The organism is Streptomyces sp. MB09-02B (assembly GCF_033794485.1).
Taxonomy (GTDB): domain Bacteria; phylum Actinomycetota; class Actinomycetes; order Streptomycetales; family Streptomycetaceae; genus Streptomyces.
In genome coordinates this window covers 1-18,602 of sequence record NZ_JARGEE010000169.1, presented here as the reverse complement: position 1 = coordinate 18,602, position 18,602 = coordinate 1, and the positions used below count along the sequence as shown (strand labels likewise).

Annotated in this window: 19 protein-coding genes; 12 read left to right on the top strand and 7 right to left on the bottom strand. The window is 71.8% G+C overall.

Going from position 1 to position 18,602, the window contains the following annotated elements; genetic code table 11:
- Together P1P70_RS23150 and P1P70_RS23145 are read right to left on the bottom strand one after the other, a co-directional pair.
- On the bottom strand, positions 1-815 hold an 815-nt coding region (locus tag P1P70_RS23150; RefSeq protein ID WP_319240769.1), incomplete at its 3' end, for a DEAD/DEAH box helicase.
- Between the two features lie 112 nt (positions 816-927).
- Positions 928-1,854: a class I SAM-dependent methyltransferase gene (locus P1P70_RS23145; RefSeq protein ID WP_319240768.1), complete on the bottom strand. Its 927-nt coding sequence runs from the start codon at positions 1,852-1,854 to the stop codon at positions 928-930.
- A 314-nt stretch (positions 1,855-2,168) separates the two neighbouring features.
- On the opposite strand from P1P70_RS23145, the gene rpsA reads away from it, so the two are divergent.
- From rpsA to P1P70_RS23125, 4 genes are all read left to right on the top strand, one after another.
- A complete protein-coding gene (gene rpsA, locus P1P70_RS23140; protein WP_045555221.1) occupies positions 2,169-3,665 on the top strand; it encodes a 30S ribosomal protein S1 in 1,497 nt (498 codons plus the stop codon).
- 169 nt (positions 3,666-3,834) lie between these two features.
- Positions 3,835-4,773: a PAC2 family protein gene (locus tag P1P70_RS23135; protein WP_319240765.1), complete on the top strand. Its 939-nt coding sequence runs from the start codon at positions 3,835-3,837 to the stop codon at positions 4,771-4,773.
- Positions 4,774-4,816: 43 nt separating this feature from the next.
- Entirely contained in the window at positions 4,817-5,446 is a 630-nt protein-coding gene (gene coaE, locus P1P70_RS23130) for a dephospho-CoA kinase (protein WP_319240764.1), read from the top strand.
- Positions 5,447-5,495: 49 nt separating this feature from the next.
- On the top strand, positions 5,496-5,876 hold the full coding sequence (locus P1P70_RS23125; protein WP_319240762.1) for a tetratricopeptide repeat protein: 381 nt from the start codon (positions 5,496-5,498) through the stop codon (positions 5,874-5,876).
- Between the two features lie 74 nt (positions 5,877-5,950).
- Here P1P70_RS23125 and P1P70_RS23120 read toward each other — a convergent pair whose 3' ends face one another.
- Positions 5,951-6,214 carry a DUF6343 family protein gene (locus tag P1P70_RS23120; RefSeq protein ID WP_319240760.1) on the bottom strand — a complete coding sequence of 88 codons (264 nt, stop codon included), beginning with the start codon at positions 6,212-6,214 and terminating at the stop codon, positions 5,951-5,953.
- 88 nt (positions 6,215-6,302) lie between these two features.
- On the opposite strand from P1P70_RS23120, the gene P1P70_RS23115 reads away from it, so the two are divergent.
- The 3 genes from P1P70_RS23115 to P1P70_RS23105 all read left to right on the top strand — a co-directional run bounded on the left by P1P70_RS23115 (position 6,303) and on the right by P1P70_RS23105 (position 8,667).
- A complete protein-coding gene (locus tag P1P70_RS23115; protein WP_319240770.1) occupies positions 6,303-7,295 on the top strand; it encodes an acyltransferase domain-containing protein in 993 nt (330 codons plus the stop codon).
- Between the two features lie 124 nt (positions 7,296-7,419).
- Positions 7,420-8,100 (top strand): class I SAM-dependent methyltransferase, encoded by a 681-nt coding sequence (locus tag P1P70_RS23110; RefSeq protein ID WP_319240758.1) that lies wholly within the window; start codon positions 7,420-7,422, stop codon positions 8,098-8,100.
- Positions 8,101-8,232: 132 nt separating this feature from the next.
- Entirely contained in the window at positions 8,233-8,667 is a 435-nt protein-coding gene (locus P1P70_RS23105) for a DoxX family protein (RefSeq protein WP_319240756.1), read from the top strand.
- A gap of 107 nt (positions 8,668-8,774) precedes the next feature.
- On the opposite strand, the gene P1P70_RS23100 is transcribed toward P1P70_RS23105, so the two are convergent.
- The gene (locus P1P70_RS23100) at positions 8,775-9,281 is read right to left on the bottom strand and encodes an RNA-binding S4 domain-containing protein (protein WP_319240754.1); all 507 of its coding nucleotides are present in this window, start codon (positions 9,279-9,281) and stop codon (positions 8,775-8,777) included.
- A 63-nt stretch (positions 9,282-9,344) separates the two neighbouring features.
- Between P1P70_RS23100 and P1P70_RS23095 the strand changes: the two genes are divergently transcribed.
- Entirely contained in the window at positions 9,345-10,106 is a 762-nt protein-coding gene (locus P1P70_RS23095) for a uracil-DNA glycosylase (protein ID WP_319240752.1), read from the top strand.
- A gap of 168 nt (positions 10,107-10,274) precedes the next feature.
- Here P1P70_RS23095 and P1P70_RS23090 read toward each other — a convergent pair whose 3' ends face one another.
- Complete coding sequence (locus tag P1P70_RS23090) at positions 10,275-10,952, bottom strand: GntR family transcriptional regulator (RefSeq protein WP_319240750.1); 678 nt, start codon at positions 10,950-10,952, stop codon at positions 10,275-10,277.
- A gap of 194 nt (positions 10,953-11,146) precedes the next feature.
- Between P1P70_RS23090 and P1P70_RS23085 the strand changes: the two genes are divergently transcribed.
- A complete protein-coding gene (locus tag P1P70_RS23085) occupies positions 11,147-12,658 on the top strand; it encodes an NCS1 family nucleobase:cation symporter-1 (RefSeq protein ID WP_319240748.1) in 1,512 nt (503 codons plus the stop codon).
- 2 nt (positions 12,659-12,660) lie between these two features.
- Complete coding sequence (locus P1P70_RS23080) at positions 12,661-13,377, top strand: aspartate/glutamate racemase family protein (protein ID WP_319240746.1); 717 nt, start codon at positions 12,661-12,663, stop codon at positions 13,375-13,377.
- A 123-nt stretch (positions 13,378-13,500) separates the two neighbouring features.
- Here P1P70_RS23080 and P1P70_RS23075 read toward each other — a convergent pair whose 3' ends face one another.
- Positions 13,501-13,899 (bottom strand): RidA family protein, encoded by a 399-nt coding sequence (locus P1P70_RS23075; RefSeq protein ID WP_319240744.1) that lies wholly within the window; start codon positions 13,897-13,899, stop codon positions 13,501-13,503.
- Positions 13,900-14,072: 173 nt separating this feature from the next.
- Positions 14,073-14,822, bottom strand: coding sequence for a glucose 1-dehydrogenase (locus P1P70_RS23070; protein WP_319240742.1), 750 nt, complete (start codon positions 14,820-14,822; stop codon positions 14,073-14,075).
- Positions 14,823-14,913: 91 nt separating this feature from the next.
- Here P1P70_RS23070 and P1P70_RS23065 point away from each other — a divergent pair, with 91 nt between their 5' ends.
- The gene (locus tag P1P70_RS23065; protein ID WP_319240740.1) at positions 14,914-15,645 is read left to right on the top strand and encodes a hypothetical protein; all 732 of its coding nucleotides are present in this window, start codon (positions 14,914-14,916) and stop codon (positions 15,643-15,645) included.
- Between the two features lie 556 nt (positions 15,646-16,201).
- Positions 16,202-18,184, top strand: a complete 1,983-nt coding sequence (locus P1P70_RS23060) for an FUSC family protein (protein WP_319240738.1) — start codon at positions 16,202-16,204, stop codon at positions 18,182-18,184.
- Positions 18,185-18,602 lie beyond the last annotated feature (418 nt).

Below are 18,602 nucleotides of genomic sequence, written 5' to 3'. Positions count from 1 at the left end.
GCGTCCTGCACCGCGGCCGGCGCCCGCCCGTGCACCTGGAGCACCTCCACGTCACCGAGCCCGCCCAGCTGCCCCGCCACGCGTGCGATCTCGCCCACCCCCGGCAGGAAACACAGGACGTCACCCTTCCGTTCGGCCAGCGCCCGCCGCACCACCGACACGACATGCGTCAGCGCCGCCGGGTCCACCCGCATCCCGTGCGGCGGCCGCACGGGACGGGCCGGCGGCGCCCACACCACCTCGACCGGATACGACACGCCCTCGGCCGCGACCACCGGCGCCCCGCCCAGCAGCCGGGCCCAGCCCTCCGCGTCGGTCGTCGCCGACGCCGCCACCAGCCGCAGCTCGGGCCGCAGCGCCGCCCGCACGTCGAGCAGGAACGCCGCGACCGTGTCCGCGTCCAGATGCCGTTCATGGCACTCGTCGAGCACGACGACGTCGACGCCGGGCAACTCCTGGTCCCGCTGCAGCCGTTGCAGCAGGACACCGGTCGTGACGACCTCCACGCGCGTGCGTGGCCCCACGACCCGTTCGCCGCGCACGGTGTGACCGACGCTGTCGCCGGCCTTCTCGCCCAGCAGCCACGCCATCCGGCGGGCCGCCGCCCGCGCCGCGATCCGCCGCGGCTCGGCGACGACCACCCGGCGCGCCGGCCGGTCGTCCAGCAGCCCCGCCAGGGCCAGGGGAACCAGCGTCGTCTTGCCGGTGCCGGGCGGTGCCACGAGGACGGCGGTGCCGTGCCCCTCCAGGGCGTCGTCGAGAGCGGGCAGGGCGGCGCGCACGGGCAGCGCGTGCAGGGCGTCGTCACGGATCACGCCCCCAGTGTCGTACGCCTCCGTGAGAGCCCTGCTACGCGCGCGTGCCTCAGTTCTACGTGCCCGGGCCTCGGTTCTACGCGCGCGCCCCGGTTCTACTCGCGCGCGTGCCTCAGTCCCGCTCGCACACGAAGATCGCGGTCCCCGGGATCAGGTTGCCGCGCAGCGGGGACCAGCCGCCCCACTCCGAGGTGTTCCAGGCGGGCCACTCCGGCTCGACCAGGTCGACCAGCCGGAAGTCCGCGGCCACGACGTCCCGGACGCGGTCGCCGAGCGTGCGGTGGTGCTCGACGTACACCGCCCGCCCGCGCTCGTCCTGCTCGACGTATGGCGTGCGGTCGAAGTAGGAGCCGGAGAGGGACAGGCCCTCCGGGCCGGGCTCGTCGGGGAAGGCCCAGCGGATCGGATGGGTCACGGAGAACACGAAACGCCCGCCAGGACGCAGGACACGGCGGACCTCCCGCAGCACGCGCACCGGGTCGGCGACGAAGGGCAGCGCCCCGTACGCCGAGCACGCCAGGTCGAAGGAGGCGTCCGCGAAGGGCAGATCGCCGGCGTCGGCGCACACCAGGGGGAAGGACCCTCCGATGCGCAGCGCGTGCTGCAGCTGGCGGTGGGAGAGGTCCAGTGCCACCGGACGGGCCCCCTGGGCGGCCAGCCAGCGCGCGCACTGCGCGGCGCCGGCGCCGATCTCCAGGACGTCCTTGCCCTTCAGCTCCTCGGGTGGCCCCAGCAGCTCCGCCTCGACCTCGTCGAGCCCCTCCGGGCCCCAGACGAACCGGTTGTCGCCGAGGAACGTGCCGTGCTCGACCTGGTAGTCGTCGGCGTTGCGGTCCCACCAGCCTCGGTTGGCACGGGAACTCTCCGTCACCCCGGCGTCGCGGCGGGTGGCCTCGGGTTCGTCGGTCCCGTCGGCACCGGAGGCCCCGTGGGCCGCGGGTGCCTCGGCGGGTTCGTGGACATCGGGCTCTTGGATGATCGGCTCCCTCGTCGTACTCTTCCGTAACCTGCGCGCCGCGACCCGCTCCGGCGGTGACACGAGAGGGGTCTCCCAGGCCTGCGTGGCCTCAAGGGACAGGTTTTGTGCCGGGTATGCGGCGTTCCGCCCCGGGTGTGCGCCTTCGCGCATTGACCCTGCCTGGCTGCCCCCGTATGCTACAAGTTGCGCTGCGGGCCTGCGCACCTCAGACGTAGCAGGCTGCGCTCGCATCTGTTGTATGTCCCCTCGGTTGTCGAGGCGCCACCGGATTTCTCAAGTGGCGCTTCCTAGGCTGTCCGGCTTCTGCAGAGCGATACGGGCTCCCGGCGTAGCAGTACCTACGACTCACTGTCCGTACCGGAGCCCTTTCCCACATGACGAGCAGCACCGAGACCACCGCCACCACCCCGCAGGTAGCGGTCAACGACATCGGTAACGAGGAAGCCTTCCTCGCCGCGATCGACGAGACGATCAAGTACTTCAACGACGGCGACATCGTCGACGGCGTCATCGTGAAGGTCGACCGGGACGAGGTCCTGCTCGACATCGGTTACAAGACCGAAGGTGTCATCCCGAGCCGCGAGCTCTCGATCAAGCACGACGTCGACCCGAACGAGGTCGTCAAGGTCGGCGACGAGATCGAGGCCCTTGTTCTCCAGAAGGAGGACAAGGAAGGCCGCCTGATCCTCTCGAAGAAGCGCGCCCAGTACGAGCGCGCCTGGGGCACCATCGAGAAGATCAAGGAAGAGGACGGCATCGTCACCGGTACCGTCATCGAGGTCGTCAAGGGTGGTCTCATCCTCGACATCGGCCTCCGTGGCTTCCTGCCGGCCTCCCTCGTCGAGATGCGTCGCGTCCGCGACCTCCAGCCCTACGTGGGCAAGGAGCTCGAGGCGAAGATCATCGAGCTGGACAAGAACCGCAACAACGTGGTCCTGTCCCGCCGTGCCTGGCTGGAGCAGACCCAGTCCGAGGTCCGCCAGACGTTCCTCACGACCCTCCAGAAGGGTCAGGTCCGTTCCGGTGTGGTCTCCTCGATCGTCAACTTCGGTGCCTTCGTGGACCTGGGTGGCGTCGACGGTCTGGTCCACGTCTCCGAGCTGTCCTGGAAGCACATCGACCACCCCTCCGAGGTCGTCGAGGTCGGCCAGGAGGTCACGGTCGAGGTCCTCGACGTCGACATGGACCGCGAGCGCGTCTCCCTGTCGCTGAAGGCGACCCAGGAAGACCCGTGGCAGCAGTTCGCCCGGACCCACCAGATCGGTCAGGTCGTGCCCGGCAAGGTCACGAAGCTGGTTCCGTTCGGTGCGTTCGTCCGTGTGGACGAGGGCATCGAGGGTCTGGTCCACATCTCCGAGCTGGCCGAGCGCCACGTGGAGATCCCGGAGCAGGTCGTCCAGGTCAACGACGAGATCTTCGTCAAGGTCATCGACATCGACCTGGAGCGTCGCCGGATCTCGCTGTCCCTCAAGCAGGCCAACGAGTCCTTCGGTGCCGACCCGGCGTCGGTCGAGTTCGACCCGACTCTGTACGGCATGGCCGCGTCCTACGACGACCAGGGCAACTACATCTACCCCGAGGGCTTCGACCCCGAGACCAACGACTGGCTCGAGGGCTACGAGACCCAGCGCGAGGCTTGGGAGGGCCAGTACGCCGAGGCGCAGCAGCGCTTCGAGCAGCACCAGGCCCAGGTCATCAAGTCCCGCGAGGCCGACGCCGCTGCCGCGGCCGAGGGCGGCGACGCCGCGGGTGCGGCTCCGGCCGCGGGTGGTGGCTCCTACTCCTCCGAGGGCGCGGACACCTCCGGTGCCCTCGCCTCGGACGAGGCCCTGGCCGCGCTCCGCGAGAAGCTGGCCGGCGGCCAGAGCTGAACGCACACGGCTGAGAGCTAGCCGATAACACCCCGGGCCCGCGTCCTTCCTGGACGCGGGCCCGAGGTGCGTCATGAACTGGACGTCCCCGCCGAGGTGTTCACGTTCCCGGGAATGCCAGGCACCCGCCCCGCGTTGTGCAGTACGAACACGAGGAGGAGCGGTCACAGTGCTTGATCCGCAGGGTTTGTACGCATGGGAGCCGAAAGGCCTGGCCGTCGTCGACATGGCGCTCGCCCAGGAGTCGGCGGGACTTGTCATGCTCTACCACTTCGACGGATACATCGACGCGGGAGAGACGGGCGACCAGATCGTCGAACGGCTCCTCGGCACACTGCCCCACCAGGTGGTGGCCCGCTTCGACCACGACCGGCTCGTGGACTACCGCGCCCGCCGCCCGCTGCTGACCTTCAAGCGCGACCGCTGGAGCGACTACGAGGTGCCGGCCCTGGAGGTGCGGCTCGTCCAGGACGCCACCGGAGCGCCGTTCCTGCTGCTGTCGGGCCCCGAGCCGGACGTGGAGTGGGAGCGGTTCGCGGCCGCCGTCCAGCAGATCGTGGAGCGGCTCGGCGTCCGTCTGTCGGTGAACTTCCACGGCATCCCCATGGGCGTCCCGCACACCCGCCCGGTCGGCCTCACCCCGCACGGCAACCGGGCCGAGCTCGTCCCGGGCCACCGCAGCCCCTTCGAGGAGGCCCAGGTGCCCGGCAGCGCCGAGTCGCTCGTGGAGTACCGCCTCATGGAGGCCGGGCACGACGTGCTGGGTGTCGCCGCGCACGTGCCGCACTACATCGCCCGCTCGCCCTACCCGGACGCCGCCCTGACCGTCCTGGAGGCCGTCACGGCCGCCACCGGCCTGGTACTGCCCTCCGTCGCGCACGCCCTGCGCACGGAGGCGCACCGCACGCAGACGGAGATCGACCGGCAGATCCGGGAGGGCGACGAGGAACTGGTCGCCCTCGTACAGGGCCTCGAGCACCAGTACGACGCCGCCGCAGGGGCCGAGACGCGGGGCAACATGCTCGCCGAGCCCGTCGACATCCCCTCCGCCGACGAGATCGGGCGGGAGTTCGAGAAGTTCCTGGCGGAGCGGGAGGGCGACGGCTGATCCCGCCTACCGGCCTCCTCGGCCAGGGCCTAAGCTGCCGGGCATGCTGAAAGTGGGTCTGACCGGCGGCATCGGGGCCGGCAAGAGCGAGGTGTCGCGGCTGCTGGTGGAGTGCGGCGCCGTGCTGATCGACGCCGACCGCATCGCGCGTGAGGTCGTCGCACCGGGCACCCCCGGGCTCGCGGCGGTCGTCGACACCTTCGGTGCGGACGTCCTCGCCCCGGACGGCGCCCTCGACCGCCCCAGGCTGGGCTCCGTCGTGTTCGCCGACCCGGAGAAGCTCGCCGCGCTGAACGCGATCGTGCACCCCCTGGTGGGAGCCCGCTCCAGAGAGCTGGAGAACGCCGCCGCCGACGACTCCGTCGTCGTCCACGACGTCCCCCTGCTCGCCGAGAACGGCCTCGCCAAGCTGTACGACCTGGTGGTCGTCGTGGACGCGGCCCCCGAGACCCAGCTCGACCGGCTCGTCCGTCTGCGCGGCATGACGGAGGAGGACGCCCGCGCCCGCATGGCCGCGCAGGCGACCCGGGAGAAGCGGCTGGAGATCGCGGACATCGTCGTCGACAACGACGTCCCCCTCGACGACCTGCGGCGACGGGTGAGAGAGGTATGGGCGGACCTCACCCGGCGGGCCCACGCATCCGGCGAGGGATCCGAACGCACGGAGGAATAGCGGGGTCCCAGGGGGCGTTGAACCGTTCCAGCAAGGGAAGGACTCAGCCGTGCCCGAGACCAGCGGTTCCACCGGACGTACCCCGGAGACGCATGTCATCGACTTCCGCGCCGCCGAGCAGTTGCTCGCCGCGAAGGACCCGCGGGGTGCGGTCAAGCTGCTCGACCGCGTCATAGCCGAGCATCCCGAGAACACGGCCGCCCGGCTGCTGCGCGCCCGGGCCTTCTTCGCCGCGGCCCAACTGCGGCCCGCCGAGCTGGAGTTCACCATCGTCCTGGAGCGCGAGCCGGACAACGCTTTCGCGCACTTCGCCCTGGCCCGCACCTATGAGCGCCAAGCCCGTCCGGAACAGGCCAAGCGTCACTTCCGGCTCGCCGCGGCCCTCGACCCGAACCCGCAGTACGTGGAAGCGGCCCGGTTCGACTCCTGACGGGCGGGCCGCCGCCGCGGGTGCTGCACACGATCGGGCCGCAGCCGCGGGCACTGCCCACGGCCCCGCCGCCGCTACGGATGGTGCCTCGGCGGCTCGTACGGCGGGATGTCGCGGCCCGGCTGGTAGTGCGGGCCCTGACGCATGTGGCGCAGGACCATGACCAGGTCGACGGTGACGATCAGCCACAGCACCCCGCAGGCGACGGCCCAGCCGGGCCGGCCGACCAGAGCGAAGGCCGCCGTCCCGGCGATCGCCCAGATCAGGCCCCACACGCTCAGCCAGAGCCGCATCCGCAGAGGACTGCGCGCTGTCGTCGGTTCACTGCCGGTACGCATCGGATCGCCACTCCTCCTCGTCCTACTCGGAAACGTACTCCCCGTCCCAGGCGTTCTCCAGGAGACCGACGGGAACGGGGAGACGATGGTGCTGCTGGACGCGGTGCGGGCGGACGAGAGGCTCGCCGACTGGCTCGAGGGCCTGGAGGAGAGCGGGAGAGCCTCCGCGGCGGAGGGGCGGCTGCCGGAGGCCGACGACGAACTGCTCGACGTGCTGCTGGACCTCGCCGTGCCGTACGAGGACGTCAACGACCTGATCGCGCTGCGCCGCACCCTGGCGGCCGACGCGGGCGCGACCTGGCTGCTCGGGCGGTGCGTCGACGGTCTGGTACGGGACATGGGGAAGGTCGGCAGAGGGCTGAGACTCCTGCCGCTGCCCCTGGAGGCGGGCCCGCTCGGACGCTACTTCCACGTGTACGTCTTCGTGGCGGCACTGCCGTACGTGCGCGCGTACCACCGCGAGCGCGGGATCCCCGACGACGTCTCCCGGCGCACCCTCGCCGACCTGGGCCGCGGTCTGGTGCTGCACCGTCGGCGGTACGGCGTGGGCGGGCTCGTCGCGCCGACCTGGTTCTCGCTGCACTTCCACGGGGAGCTGTTCCAGCTCGGCCGGCTGCAGTACCAGCGGTCCCGGACGGGAGGACGGGAGGGCGTCGCGCTGGCGGCGGCAGGCCTCGCCCTCGAGCCCGGGCAACCCTGCCTCGACCTGCACATCCCCGACTACGCGGGGCCCTTGACGCCGACGGCGTGCGACCGGTCGCTGGCGTCGGCCCGCGACTTCTTCGCACGGCACTTCCCCCAGGAGCGGTACACGGCGGGCTGCTGCCACTCCTGGCTCCTCGACCCGCAGCTGCGCCGGTACCTGCCGGCGGACTCCAACATCGTCCGGTTCCAGCAGCGGTTCCGGGTCGCCGGGGGCACCGGTGAACCCGAGGACGACCTGCCGGTCCGTTTCGTGTTCGGGGACCCCGACCTGCCGGTGGAGACCCTGCCGCGCCGCACGCGCCTCGAACGGGCCGTGGGCGATCATCTGCGCGCGGGCGGGCACTGGTACAGCGGGCACGGCTGGTTCGCCTGGTGAGGCACGCATGGTTCCGCCCGAGCCGCGGCGCCGGGGCACGCAGGGGCATGGTTCACCCCATCGAGGGATTCCTGACAGGAACGGCCCCTGCCCGCCCGGCCGTTGAACGGATATGGGCATTCAAATGCGTGAAGGGTACGAGGGAACCGGGGCCGGCGCGATCACCCCGGACGGGTGCGCGGTCGAGCTGTACACGCGGCTGCCGGTGGGGGACGAACCGGAGGTGATCGCGGGGGCCGCACCCGAGGGTGCCCGCATTCTCGAACTGGGCTGCGGGGTGGGCCGGATGACCCACCCCCTGATCGAGCGGGGGTTCACCGTCACGGCCGTCGACGAGTCGGCGGAGATGCTGGAGCGGGTGCGCGGCGCCCGCACGGTACACGCCTCGATCGAGGAACTCGATCTGGACGAGAAGTTCGACGTGGTGCTGCTCGCCTCCTTCCTCGTCCACACCGGGGACCCCGAGGTGCGGCGGGGGATGCTCGCGACCTGTCTGCGGCACCTGGCGGACGACGGCTTCGTCCTGCTCCAGCGCGAGGGGGAGGACTACCACATCGACGTCCCCCGAGAACGGGTCGATCCCCGGGGCTTCACCATCCGCATAGCCTCGACCGAACCGGTCGGGGACGGGGTGCACTCGGTGTTCGCGGAGTACTTCTTCCCGGACGGCGAATGGACCCAGACGTTCCGTTCGCGCCCCATGAGCAAGGAGCAGTTCGAGGACGCGCTGGCGGAGGCGGGGCTGAGGGTGGACCGGTATCTGACGGAGGACCGGATCTGGGTGAAGGCGGTGCCGGTGGGATGAGCGGCCCGCCGGGGCGAGTATCGCGGCGTGATTTCCCGGTGTGAATTTCCGGCGAGCGGCGATGAGTTCGGGGGAGTGGTCCGGTCTACCTCTGTGACAGCGAACACGGAACCGCTTCCCACAGGAGACCCGATGTCCGAGACCACCGCTCCCGTCGTCCGTACCGAGGCCACCGCGCGGGGCAAGGGCGCCCGCATCTCGCTGCGCGCGCTGCAGATCGTGCTCGCGCTGTTCTACGGGTTCGCGAGCGCGCTGCCCAAGCTGATCGCACACCCGTCGGCCGTCGAGTCCTTCGACACGCTCGGCTGGGGCAGCGCGGGGATGTACACCATCGGCGTGCTCGAACTGGCCGGCGCCGTCGGGCTGTTGATCCCCGTGCTGGCCCCGGTCGCCGCGGTGTCGCTGAGCGCGCTGATGGTGGGAGCGTTCATCACGCAGATCACCGCCTTCGACGGGGAGTACGCGGCGACACCGCTCATCCTGATCATGCCGCTCGCCCTGATCGCCTGGGTGCGACGTCAGGACGCGACCAGCCTGACGAAGCTCGCGAGCGGCCGCCGGGCGTGATCGTCCCGGGCGGGCAGCAGGCCTCGAAGGGGCGTGGGGAACTGCCCGACCGGCCACGACGCCGTCGCGGACGAGCGACGACGCACCGTGGGCCCCGACCGGACGGCTCAGGTGGAGCGGTGACGGTCGGCGTTCGCCGCCTCGGCCAGGCCCCGCAGGCGTTCCATGTCCCGTCGGTCGCGCTTGGTGGGGCGGCCGGTGCCCCGGTCACGGATGCCCGCGGGGGCGACGGCCTCGCGGGGCGGGGGCGGCGGGGAGTTGTCGACGTAGCACTCGGCGGCGACGGGCGCGCCGACCCGCTTGCGGATCAGCCGCCGTACGATCACGATCCGCTCGTGACCCCCGGCCTGGCGCAGTCGTACCTCGTCGCCGACGCGCACCGCGTACGCGGGCTTGACGCGTTCGCCGTTGACGCGGACGTGGCCGCCACGGCAGGCGGTGGCGCCCATCGAACGGGTCTTGACCAGGCGCACGGACCAGATCCAGCTGTCGACGCGCACACTCTCGCCGCTCGCCGGTCGGGCCGCCTCGGCGGACGCCGCCGCCGAACTGTCGGAGCCCCCGTTCGTCGCGGTCGGATCGTCCGCCCGCTCCTGCGTACCTTCCAAAGCCATGCCTCGACCATAGCTCCCGGCCGGCGGCACGGGGGAGGCGATCACCGGACGTACCGTGGAGGAATGGACGGCGGCGGCAGCGGTGACGGCGTGGTGGCCGGCAGCGGAGACGGTGGAGGCGGCGGCGAGGGCACAGGGCTCGCCGCGTTGGACGCGCGGATCACCGGGTGCCGGGCCTGTCCCCGGCTGGTCGAGTGGCGGGAGGAGGTCGCGCGCACCCGGCGGGCCGCGTTCGCCGACCAGGAGTACTGGGGCCGGCCGGTCCCGGGCTTCGGGCCGCCCGACGCCGCGCTGCTGATCGTCGGGCTCGCGCCGGCCGCTCACGGGGCGAACCGGACGGGGCGGATGTTCACCGGAGACCGCTCGGGCGACGTGCTGTACGCGGCCCTGCACGACGTGGGCCTGGCCTCGCGCGCCACGGCGGTGGCCGTGGACGACGGACTGGAGCTGTACGGCGTACGCATCACCTCACCCGTGCACTGCGCGCCGCCCGCCAACAAGCCGACGCCCGGGGAGCGCGACACCTGCCGGCCCTGGCTGGTCCGGGAGTTGGAGCTGTTGCGGCCGACACTGCGGGCCGTGGTCGTGCTCGGCGCCTTCGGCTGGCAGGCCGCGTTGCCCGCGCTCGCCGGGGCCGGCTGGGACGTGCCCCGGCCCCGGCCCGTCTTCGGCCACGGCACCCACGTACCGCTCGACGGCCTTGATCTCTTCGGCTGCTTCCACGTCAGCCAGCGCAACACCTTCACCGGCCGCCTGACCCCCGCCATGCTGCGGGACGTCCTGCGGACGGCGGCGAGGTCGGCGGGGCTGGCGGTCGCGTCGTAGTCGTCAGCGCCACACGGATCGTCCGTTCGGCGATCTCGGAAACGGCTGGGCGTCGGGCGAGGCGGGCCGCCGAGATCGGCCGATCGCCGACGGCGTGGTCCGGCGAGGCGCCGTAGGAGCTCCAGCGTCAGCGGGAGAGACGACCAGTTGCGTTCGGTTCACCGGGACCTACGGCTCGTCGTCCTCGCCGAACAGGTGCCGTACGGTCGAGCGGTAGTTGGTCCGGACGTGGGTGAGGGCGTGCGCGCGGGCGCGCTCGGGGTCGCCGGAGGCGATGGCGTCGTACAACTCCCGGTGTTCGGTGAGGAGTTGAGGCCACTCGGTGTTCTGGCGGGTCAGCCAGCGCAGTCGGCCGTCGACCGGCTCCATGACGGAGATGAGCAGGCTGTTGCCGGCCATGGCGAGGACCCGGTCGTGGAAACGGGTGTTGATGTCGGTGATCGTCTCGGCGTCCCCGGCGCGGGTCGCCTCGGCCGCTCTGTCGAGCAGGGCCGACAGCTCGGCGAGGGACTCCGGGGTGGCGCGGGAGGCGGCGAGCCCCGCCGCGTACACCTCCAGCGCCTCGCGCAGCTCGAAGAGCTCCGCGACGTCCGCCGGGGTGAGACGGCGCACGACCGTACGGCGCGGGGTCTCGAAGTGGACGAAGCCCTCGGCGACCAGGGCGCGGATCGCCTCGCGGACCGGTACCCGGGAGACGCCGAAGCGGTCGGCCAGCTCGCGCTCGACGAGCCGGTCGCCCGGGCGGAGGCGTCCCGCGATGATGTCCTGCCGCAGGGTGCCGAGGACGCGCTCGCGCACCGCGCCCAGGGGTTCGATCTTCGCTCCTCCCGGAGCCAGGGAGCTCATGGAGCAATCTTCGCCGACGCGAGGGGTGTTTTACGCGCCGTTAACAACAGCGACATCGGTCAGAACGGTTGACGGGAGCACTATGAGCGCAGTTTGGTATACCAAACAATCGGTGGTGCTCCCCCGTTCCCCCACGCCGAGGCCGCACCCGTCCCCACCACCTACGCTCGTCTCCTTACGCTCCTGGAGGCCCCGTGTCCCTCGCCGACAGTGCCGAAGCCACCGGCACCCCAGCGTTCGTCCCCGACCCCCGCCTCACCAACGAAGACCTCGCTCCCGCAGGCAAGCGGAACTGGAAGGTCTTCGACCTCTTCGCCCTGTGGATGTCCGACGTCCACAACCTCGGCAACTACACGTTCGCCGCGGGTCTGCTCGTCCTCGGCATGAACGTCTGGCAGGTGTTCACGTCGCTGCTCGTCGGCTTCGTGATCATCTACATCGGGATGAACTGGATGGGGAAGATCGGGCAGCGCCACGGTGTCCCGTTCCCCGTGGTCAGCCGCATCAGCTTCGGCGTCTGGGGCGCGAACATCCCGGCCATCATCCGGGCCGTGATCGCCATCATGTGGTACGGCATCCAGACCTACCTCGCGTCCGTCGCGGTCAACATCATGCTGCTGGCCGCCTGGCCCGGCCTGGAGTCCTGGACCCATGACTCCTTCCTCGGCCTGCACCACCTCGGCTGGATCACCTTCATCGCCCTCTGGCTCATCCAGGCGATGATCATCAGCCAGGGCATGGAGTCGGTCCGCAAGTTCCAGGACTTCTGCGGCCCGGCGATCTGGATCGTCATGATCGCGCTGGCCGTCTGGATCCTTGCCAAGGCCGGCTGGACCATCTCCCTCACCTCGACCCCGAACCCGGTCTCCGTCGGTGAGCAGTGGCGGCAGTGGTTCGGCGCGATCGGGCTGGTCCTCGCCACCTACGGCACCCTGATGCTCAACTTCTGCGACTTCTCCCGCTTCGCCCCCGACTACCGGACAGTCAAGCGCGGCAACTTCTGGGGTCTGCCGATCAACTCGACCGCCTTCGTGGTCGTGTCCGTCATCGTCACCGCGGGCTCGATCGAGGTCTTCGGCAAGGCGATCACCGACCCGGCGTACCTCGTGGCCGAGATCGGCAACACCTGGATCCTCGTCCTGGGCGCACTGACCTTCGCCATCGCCACCATGGGCGTCAACATCGTCGCCAACTTCGTCTCACCGGCGTACGACCTCGCCAACGTCTGGCCGCAGAAGATCACCTTCAAGGTCGGCGGCATGATCAGCACGGTCGCGGCGCTGGTCGTCACCCCGTGGAACCTCTTCTCCAACCCCACCGTCGTGCAGTACTTCCTCGGCGGCCTCGGTGCCTTCCTCGGCCCGCTGTTCGGCGTGATCATGCTCGACTACTTCTGGGTCAAGCGCGGCCGTATCGACGTCGACGAACTCTTCAACGCAGACCCCGGCTCCCGCTACTACTACCGCAAGGGCGTCAACCCCAAGGCGCTGTGGGCGTTCCTGCCGGCGGCCGCGGTCTCGGCGGTCCTCGCCCTGGTGGGCACCTTCCACGCGGTCGCCCCGTACTCCTGGTTCATCGGCACGGCACTGGCCGCCGGGCTGTACGCGGTGCTGTGCCGGGACGAGCGGGCCGCGGGCTCGGCCTCCTCCACCACGGCCGCCCCCGGAACCGTCCCGTCCGCGTCGACCCCCGCCGTGGAGGGCTGAGCGTGCGCATCGTCGTCACGAACTGCAACACGACGCAGGGAATGACCGAGGAGATCGTGCGAGGTGCCCGGGCCGCCGCAGGCCCGGGCACCACCGTGACCGGACTGACCCCCGCCTGGGGGCCCGAGTCCGCGGAGGGCTGGCTCGACAGCTACCTCTCCGCCGCCGCCGTCCTCGACACCCTGCGGACCTACGAGGAGCCGTACGACGCCGTCGTCATGGCCGGCTTCGGCGAACACGGGCGCGAGGGCGCGCGGGAACTGCTGGACGTCCCCGTCGTCGACATCACCGAGGCCGCCGCCCACCTCGCCTGCCTGCTCGGACGGCGCTACGGCGTGGTGACCACCCTGGACCGCACCTGCGGGCAGATCGAGGACAGCCTGGACGCCGCCGGTGTCGGCCGCAACTGCGCCGCGATCGTCGGCACGGGACTCGGCGTCCTCGACCTCGCCGACACCGACCGCACGACCCGGGCCTTCCTCGCGGCCGGACAACGCGCCCGCGACGCCGGGGCCGAGGTGCTGGTCCTGGGGTGCGCCGGCATGACCGGACTGCAGCGGACGGTGGGGGAGAAGCTGGGGGTGCCGGTCGTCGACGGAGTGGGGGCGGCCGTGAAACTCGCCGAGTCGCTGGTCTCCCTGGGGCTGACCACCAGCCGGACGGGGAGCTACGCGAAGCCACTGCCGAAGAGGAGGACCTGGGGGAACGGGGTGCGGTAGAGGGCGCGGGCCCTTCGGGGCCACCGTCCTGCGGGGGCATCGCCCTACGAGGTCACCGCGTTCGGGGCCACCGTCCGTCGGGTCCACCGCTCCGAATGGGCCATTGCCCACGGGGCCCCGTCCTCAGGGGACCACCGCCGTCGCCGTGATCTCCACCAGTTGGCCGGTGTAGCCGAGGCAGGCCACACCGAGGAGGGTCGAGGAGTGGGGGCCGATGCTCAGCCCGGAGGCCTCGACGACGTTCCAGACCGCGGAGAGCACGGCCGGCTCGCTGCTCACGACGTACACATCGGTGTAGGCGACGTGCTCGAAGTCGCTGCCCACCGCCCGTAGTTGCTCCCCCAGGTTGGCCAGCACCTGCTCGGCCTGCCGCACGGGATCGCCTTCCCCGACCAGTTTCCCGTCGGCGTCCAGCGGGACGGAACCGGCGAGGAAGGCGAGCTTCGTCCCGGCCTCGACGACGGACGCGTGCGCGTAGACGGGCGGCGAGAAGAGGCTGGGGACGTTGGTGCGCCGGATCATCACTGCTCCCGGTGTGGAGGACTGAGGGCGGGGAGGAACGGGGGAAGGCAACCTGTCGATCATGCGCCTCCCGCTCCGCCCGTCGCATCCGAATTCCTGCGGGGGAGAGGGAGAGGGGATGCCGGGAGCCGGGGCGAGGGCGTGCGCGTGGGCGTGGGCCGAGCGCGCGCCGGTCAGTCGTCCGACGTCACCACGGTGGGCTGACCTGCGAGGATGCCGCCGTCCAGGACGAATTCGGAGCCCGTCGAGAACGTGGCGTCGGCGATGACGAAGAGCACCATGCGCGCGACCTCCTCGGGTTCCCCGAACCGGGGGAGGGGCTGCCCGGCGGTGTAGGCGTCGCCGAATCCGGCCGTCATCGGGGTGCGGATGGCGCCGGGGTGGACCGAACAGACGCGGACCCCGTCGGCGGCCAGCTCCAGCGCCGCCGTCTTCGTCAGCCCGCGCAGGCCCCATTTGCTCGCCGCGTACGCGCCGATGCCCGCGTACGAGGTCAGGCCGGCGAGGGAGGAGATGTTCACGATCACCCCGCCCCCGGCCCGGCGCAGCGAGGGCGCCACCGCACGCATACCCAGCCACGGGCCCTGCAGATTGACGTCGAGGACGCGGCGGAACGAGGCGAGGGGCTGCTGCTCCATCGAGCCCCACTCGGCGATCCCCGCGTTGTTCACCAGCACCGAGACCGGGCCCAGCTCCCGTTCCACCTCGGCCACCGTCCGCCGCCAGTCGTCCTCGTCGGTGACGTCCAGGCGCTGGTGGCGACAGCGCCCGCCGAGCTCCGCCGCCAGTTCCGCCCCTGCGTCCTCCCGGACGTCGGCGACCACCACACGGGCCCCCTCCGCCGCGAGGAGACGCGCCACCGCGGACCCGATCCCTCCCGCGCCACCGGTGACGATCGCCACCCGCTCGTCCAGACGTCCCATCACGGCCTCCCACGTGCCGAAAAGCGCTTCGAAACGGTGCTCCGAAATAATCCTTCGAAAAGGGGGGCGTTTCGCTGTTACCGTCCTCCGCGTGGCGAAACTCAATCAGATCATCGCAGTGGAGAAAGGCGTCAAGTCCAAGTCCCAGCAGGACCTGACGGCCGCTCATCACGGGCTGCAGAAGCCGGCGTTGCTGGCCGGTATCGCGCGTACCTATCAGCCGAAGGACGAGGAGGGCGAGCAGTTGCCGCCCGAGTCGACCCGGGTGCAGGTGCGGGCGGAGGACGTGTTGCGGGAGACGGCGGGAGTTCTCACGCGGCTGTTCGACGTGACCGCCACCAAGGACTGGGCCAACTGCACCGCGCGGGCGGACGTGAAGGTCGAGGGCCGGGTGCTCGTCGCCGACGTGCCCGTCGCCTATCTGCTCTTCCTGGAGAAGCAGCTCGGGGAGATCAACACGCTCGTGCGGAAGCTGCCCGTGCTCGACGCCTCCGAGGCGTGGGCGCAGGATCCGTCCAGCGACGCCTGGAAGACCGATGCGGTGCGGACGGTGCGGACGAAGAAGGTGCCGCGCAACCATGTGAAGGCCGAGGCGACCGACAAGCACCCCGCCCAGGTGGAGGTGTACTACGAGGACATTCCGGTCGGCTACTGGACGACCGTGAAGTTCTCCGGAGCCCTGCCCGCCCGGCGCGTGAACGAGATCCTCGACCGCGTCGAGAAGTTGCAGCAGGCCGTGAAGTTCGCGCGCGAGGAAGCGAACGGTGTGGACGTCGTCGACCAGCGGGTCGGTGACGCCGTATTCGGCTACCTGTTCGGATAGGGCTGCCTGTTCGGACAGTTGGTAGCCTCTTGAACTCCTCGGCCGGCCTATGAGCCGGGCGGGGTGCGCGAGGAGCGCAAGCTGAAGCTGAGGCTTGTCGTGACGGAGCGGTCCGTACCCGCCCAAGTATTCAGGGACGGGCCGTGATCAATCTCAGACTATTGCTCCAGACTCAGTATTCGCCGCCGATCGCCGCAACGACCGGACTCAGGCCCCGGACGTCGAAATGCTGGTTCAAGTCCAGCCCGCGCAGCTCGATGCGTGGTGGTCCAAAGGCAGGACGCGGCGACATGATGACTGACCTGGGTTCTCAACCGTGGCGGCGTGCCCAGGAGGCGGCATATCAGGGCCCGGGGGCCGGCTACGCCCCCGGGTCCACCTTTTTGCGTTCATAAAGAACATGGCCTCTACAGAGATCGTCACATCGCGTTAATACGGGCGTCCCATATCCTCCAAGTCCCCGCCCTACGGTGGAACGCACACGCACACACCACCAACGCCCCGGCCACCGTCGCCCGAAGGCACACCCCCGCCCTCACCCGACGACAGGAGCCCCGTGTCCCGCCGCGCCGTTCTCACTCTGCCGCCCTGGCTCGCCCATGCTCTGCGTGCGCAGAGGGGGCCGGTGCCCTGGAACGCGGTGCTACGGGGAGCGTTGGCCGGCGGACCGCTGCTGCTGGTCGCCGTGGTGTCGGGGCGCCCCTCCGTCGGGGTCCTCGCCGCACTCGGCGCCATGCTCGCCGGCATCAACGACCGCCCCGGCAGCCGACGCGTCGCCGTACAGCGCCTCGGAGTGCCCGCACTCGCCGGAGCCGTGGGGCTCCTCGTCGGGACGTACGCCGGACAGTACGCCGGAGCCGTCGTCCTCACCCTGCTGCTCACCGCGCTCGGGCTGCTCGCCGGCGCGATGAGCGCGGTCGGGCCCGTGGCCTCCGGAGCGGGCACCCAACTGCTGGTCGCCGCCGCCATCGGCGCCGGGATGCCCCTGCCGGAACCGGGGTGGGAGCGGGCGCTCGCCTACCTCGCCGGCGCCGGATGGCTGCTCGCGCTGCGCCTCGCCCTGCCCACCCCCGCGATCCTCACCGCCGGTGACTACCGCTTCGACGGCGAACGGGACGCCGTCGCCGCCGTGTACGACGCCGTCGCGGCGCTGCTGGACGCCGTCGGCACCCCCGACGCCGTCACCCGGCGGGCCGCGCTGACCGCCGCCCTCGACCACGCCCAGGACGCCCTCGCCGGACCCCGGCTGCGGCGCTTCGCCAGCTCGTCGGCCGAACGCCGCCTGCACGCCCAGTACACCGCCGCGCTCCCGCTCGCCGAGGCGGCGACCGCGCTGGCCTGGGCCGGGGACGCCGTCGTCGGCCGCGCCTCCGAGGGGCCCCGGCGCCTCGCCACGGCCGTCCGCGGCAACACCGGCACCGGCCCGCTGCCCGCGCCCGCACGCTCCGCGCCCGCGCTGCGCGCCCTCGACGACGCGCTCCTGCGCGCCGCCGAGACCTTCGACCGGGGCGGCGACCCCCACGACCTGCACGCCCGCCGCCGTACCCTCGGATCGCTCGTCCGGCTCGGCCTCGGCTCCGGCGGGCGCGAGTACGGGCTGCGGGTCGCCCTGTCCTTCGGCGCCGCCGCGGCCGTGGCGCAGGCGCTGCACCACCAGCACTGGTACTGGCTGCCCGCCACCGCCGTCTTCCTGGTCAAGCCCGACCTCGGGCCGCTCGTGTCCCGGGTGCTGTGCCGGGCGGCCGGGACCGTGCTCGGCGCCGTGCTCTTCGCCGGGTTCGCCGCCCTGCTGCCCCGGCCGGAGGGGCTGATCGCCCTGGTCGCAGTCAGCGGGGCGCTGATCCCCGTCGCCACCCGGCACTTCGCCGCCCAGACCGCGGTCGTCACCGTGCTGGTGCTCGCCCTCGTCATGGTCGGTGGGGATCCCCAGGCATCCTGGAGCCGTATCGCCGAGACCCTGCTGGCCTGCGCCATCGTCCTGATCGTCGGACACCTGCCGATGCCCAGGGGGCAGCGCGGCGGGGGCGTGCGCGCCCGGCTCACCGAGGCGGGCACGGCAGCGCACGCCTATCTCGCGCACGTCCTGCGCGAGGCGCGCACGCCGGGCGCCTTCCCGGGAGCGGGTGGAGTGCCCCCGTCGAGCGGCGCGTCCACGCCCAACGGTGTCACCGTGTCCGTCGGGGCCGCCCTGCCGGGCGAGGCCGACGAGCGGGCCGCCCGCTGGACGCTGCGCCGCGAGGCCTACCGCTCGCTCGCCGGGGCCCGCGCCGCGATCGCCGTCTCCGGTGCCGAACTTCCCGCCCTGGCCCGGCACACCGAGGGCACCGACGAGATCGCCGCCCTCCTCGAACGGCTGGTGGACACCACCACCGCGTGCGCCGTGCACCTCGACGACACCGGACGGCTCGGCCGCCACCACACCGAGCGGCTCGCCGCCCTCCTCGACGAACTCGCCTGCCACCGAAGGCACGTGGCCCTCAGTCTCCCCGCCTCACCGGTCGCGACCGACCTGCTGAGGGAGCCGGGCCTGACGGTCTGAGGGCGTGAGGGCGTGAGGGCGTGCGGGTGTGAGGGCGGGAGGGCGTGACCCGGGTGACCGGGTGACGTCTGACGGCGTGACGGCGTGAATCGCATGGCCTCGTGGGCCGGGCTGACTGGCGCCCGGCGTCGACCCTGCTCACCCGTCCCGGCCGGGCGCCGACGACGGCGACCAGCGACCGGGCGACGGTGGTCCCGGTCGGCGGTCGCGCCCCGGCGGTGGCACGACCCTGCGGCGGTCGCGCCCCCGTGACAGCGGTGCCGGGACGGCGGTGCCCGGACCGCGGCGTGACGGCCCGCGCCCGGATGTGGGAAGCGGCCGGATCCCGGCCACCCGTGCCCGAGTCACCCCCTCCCGTACCTGCCCCGGTCGTACCGTGACGACATGACGCCGCCTCCGTCCTCACCCCCCTCTGCCG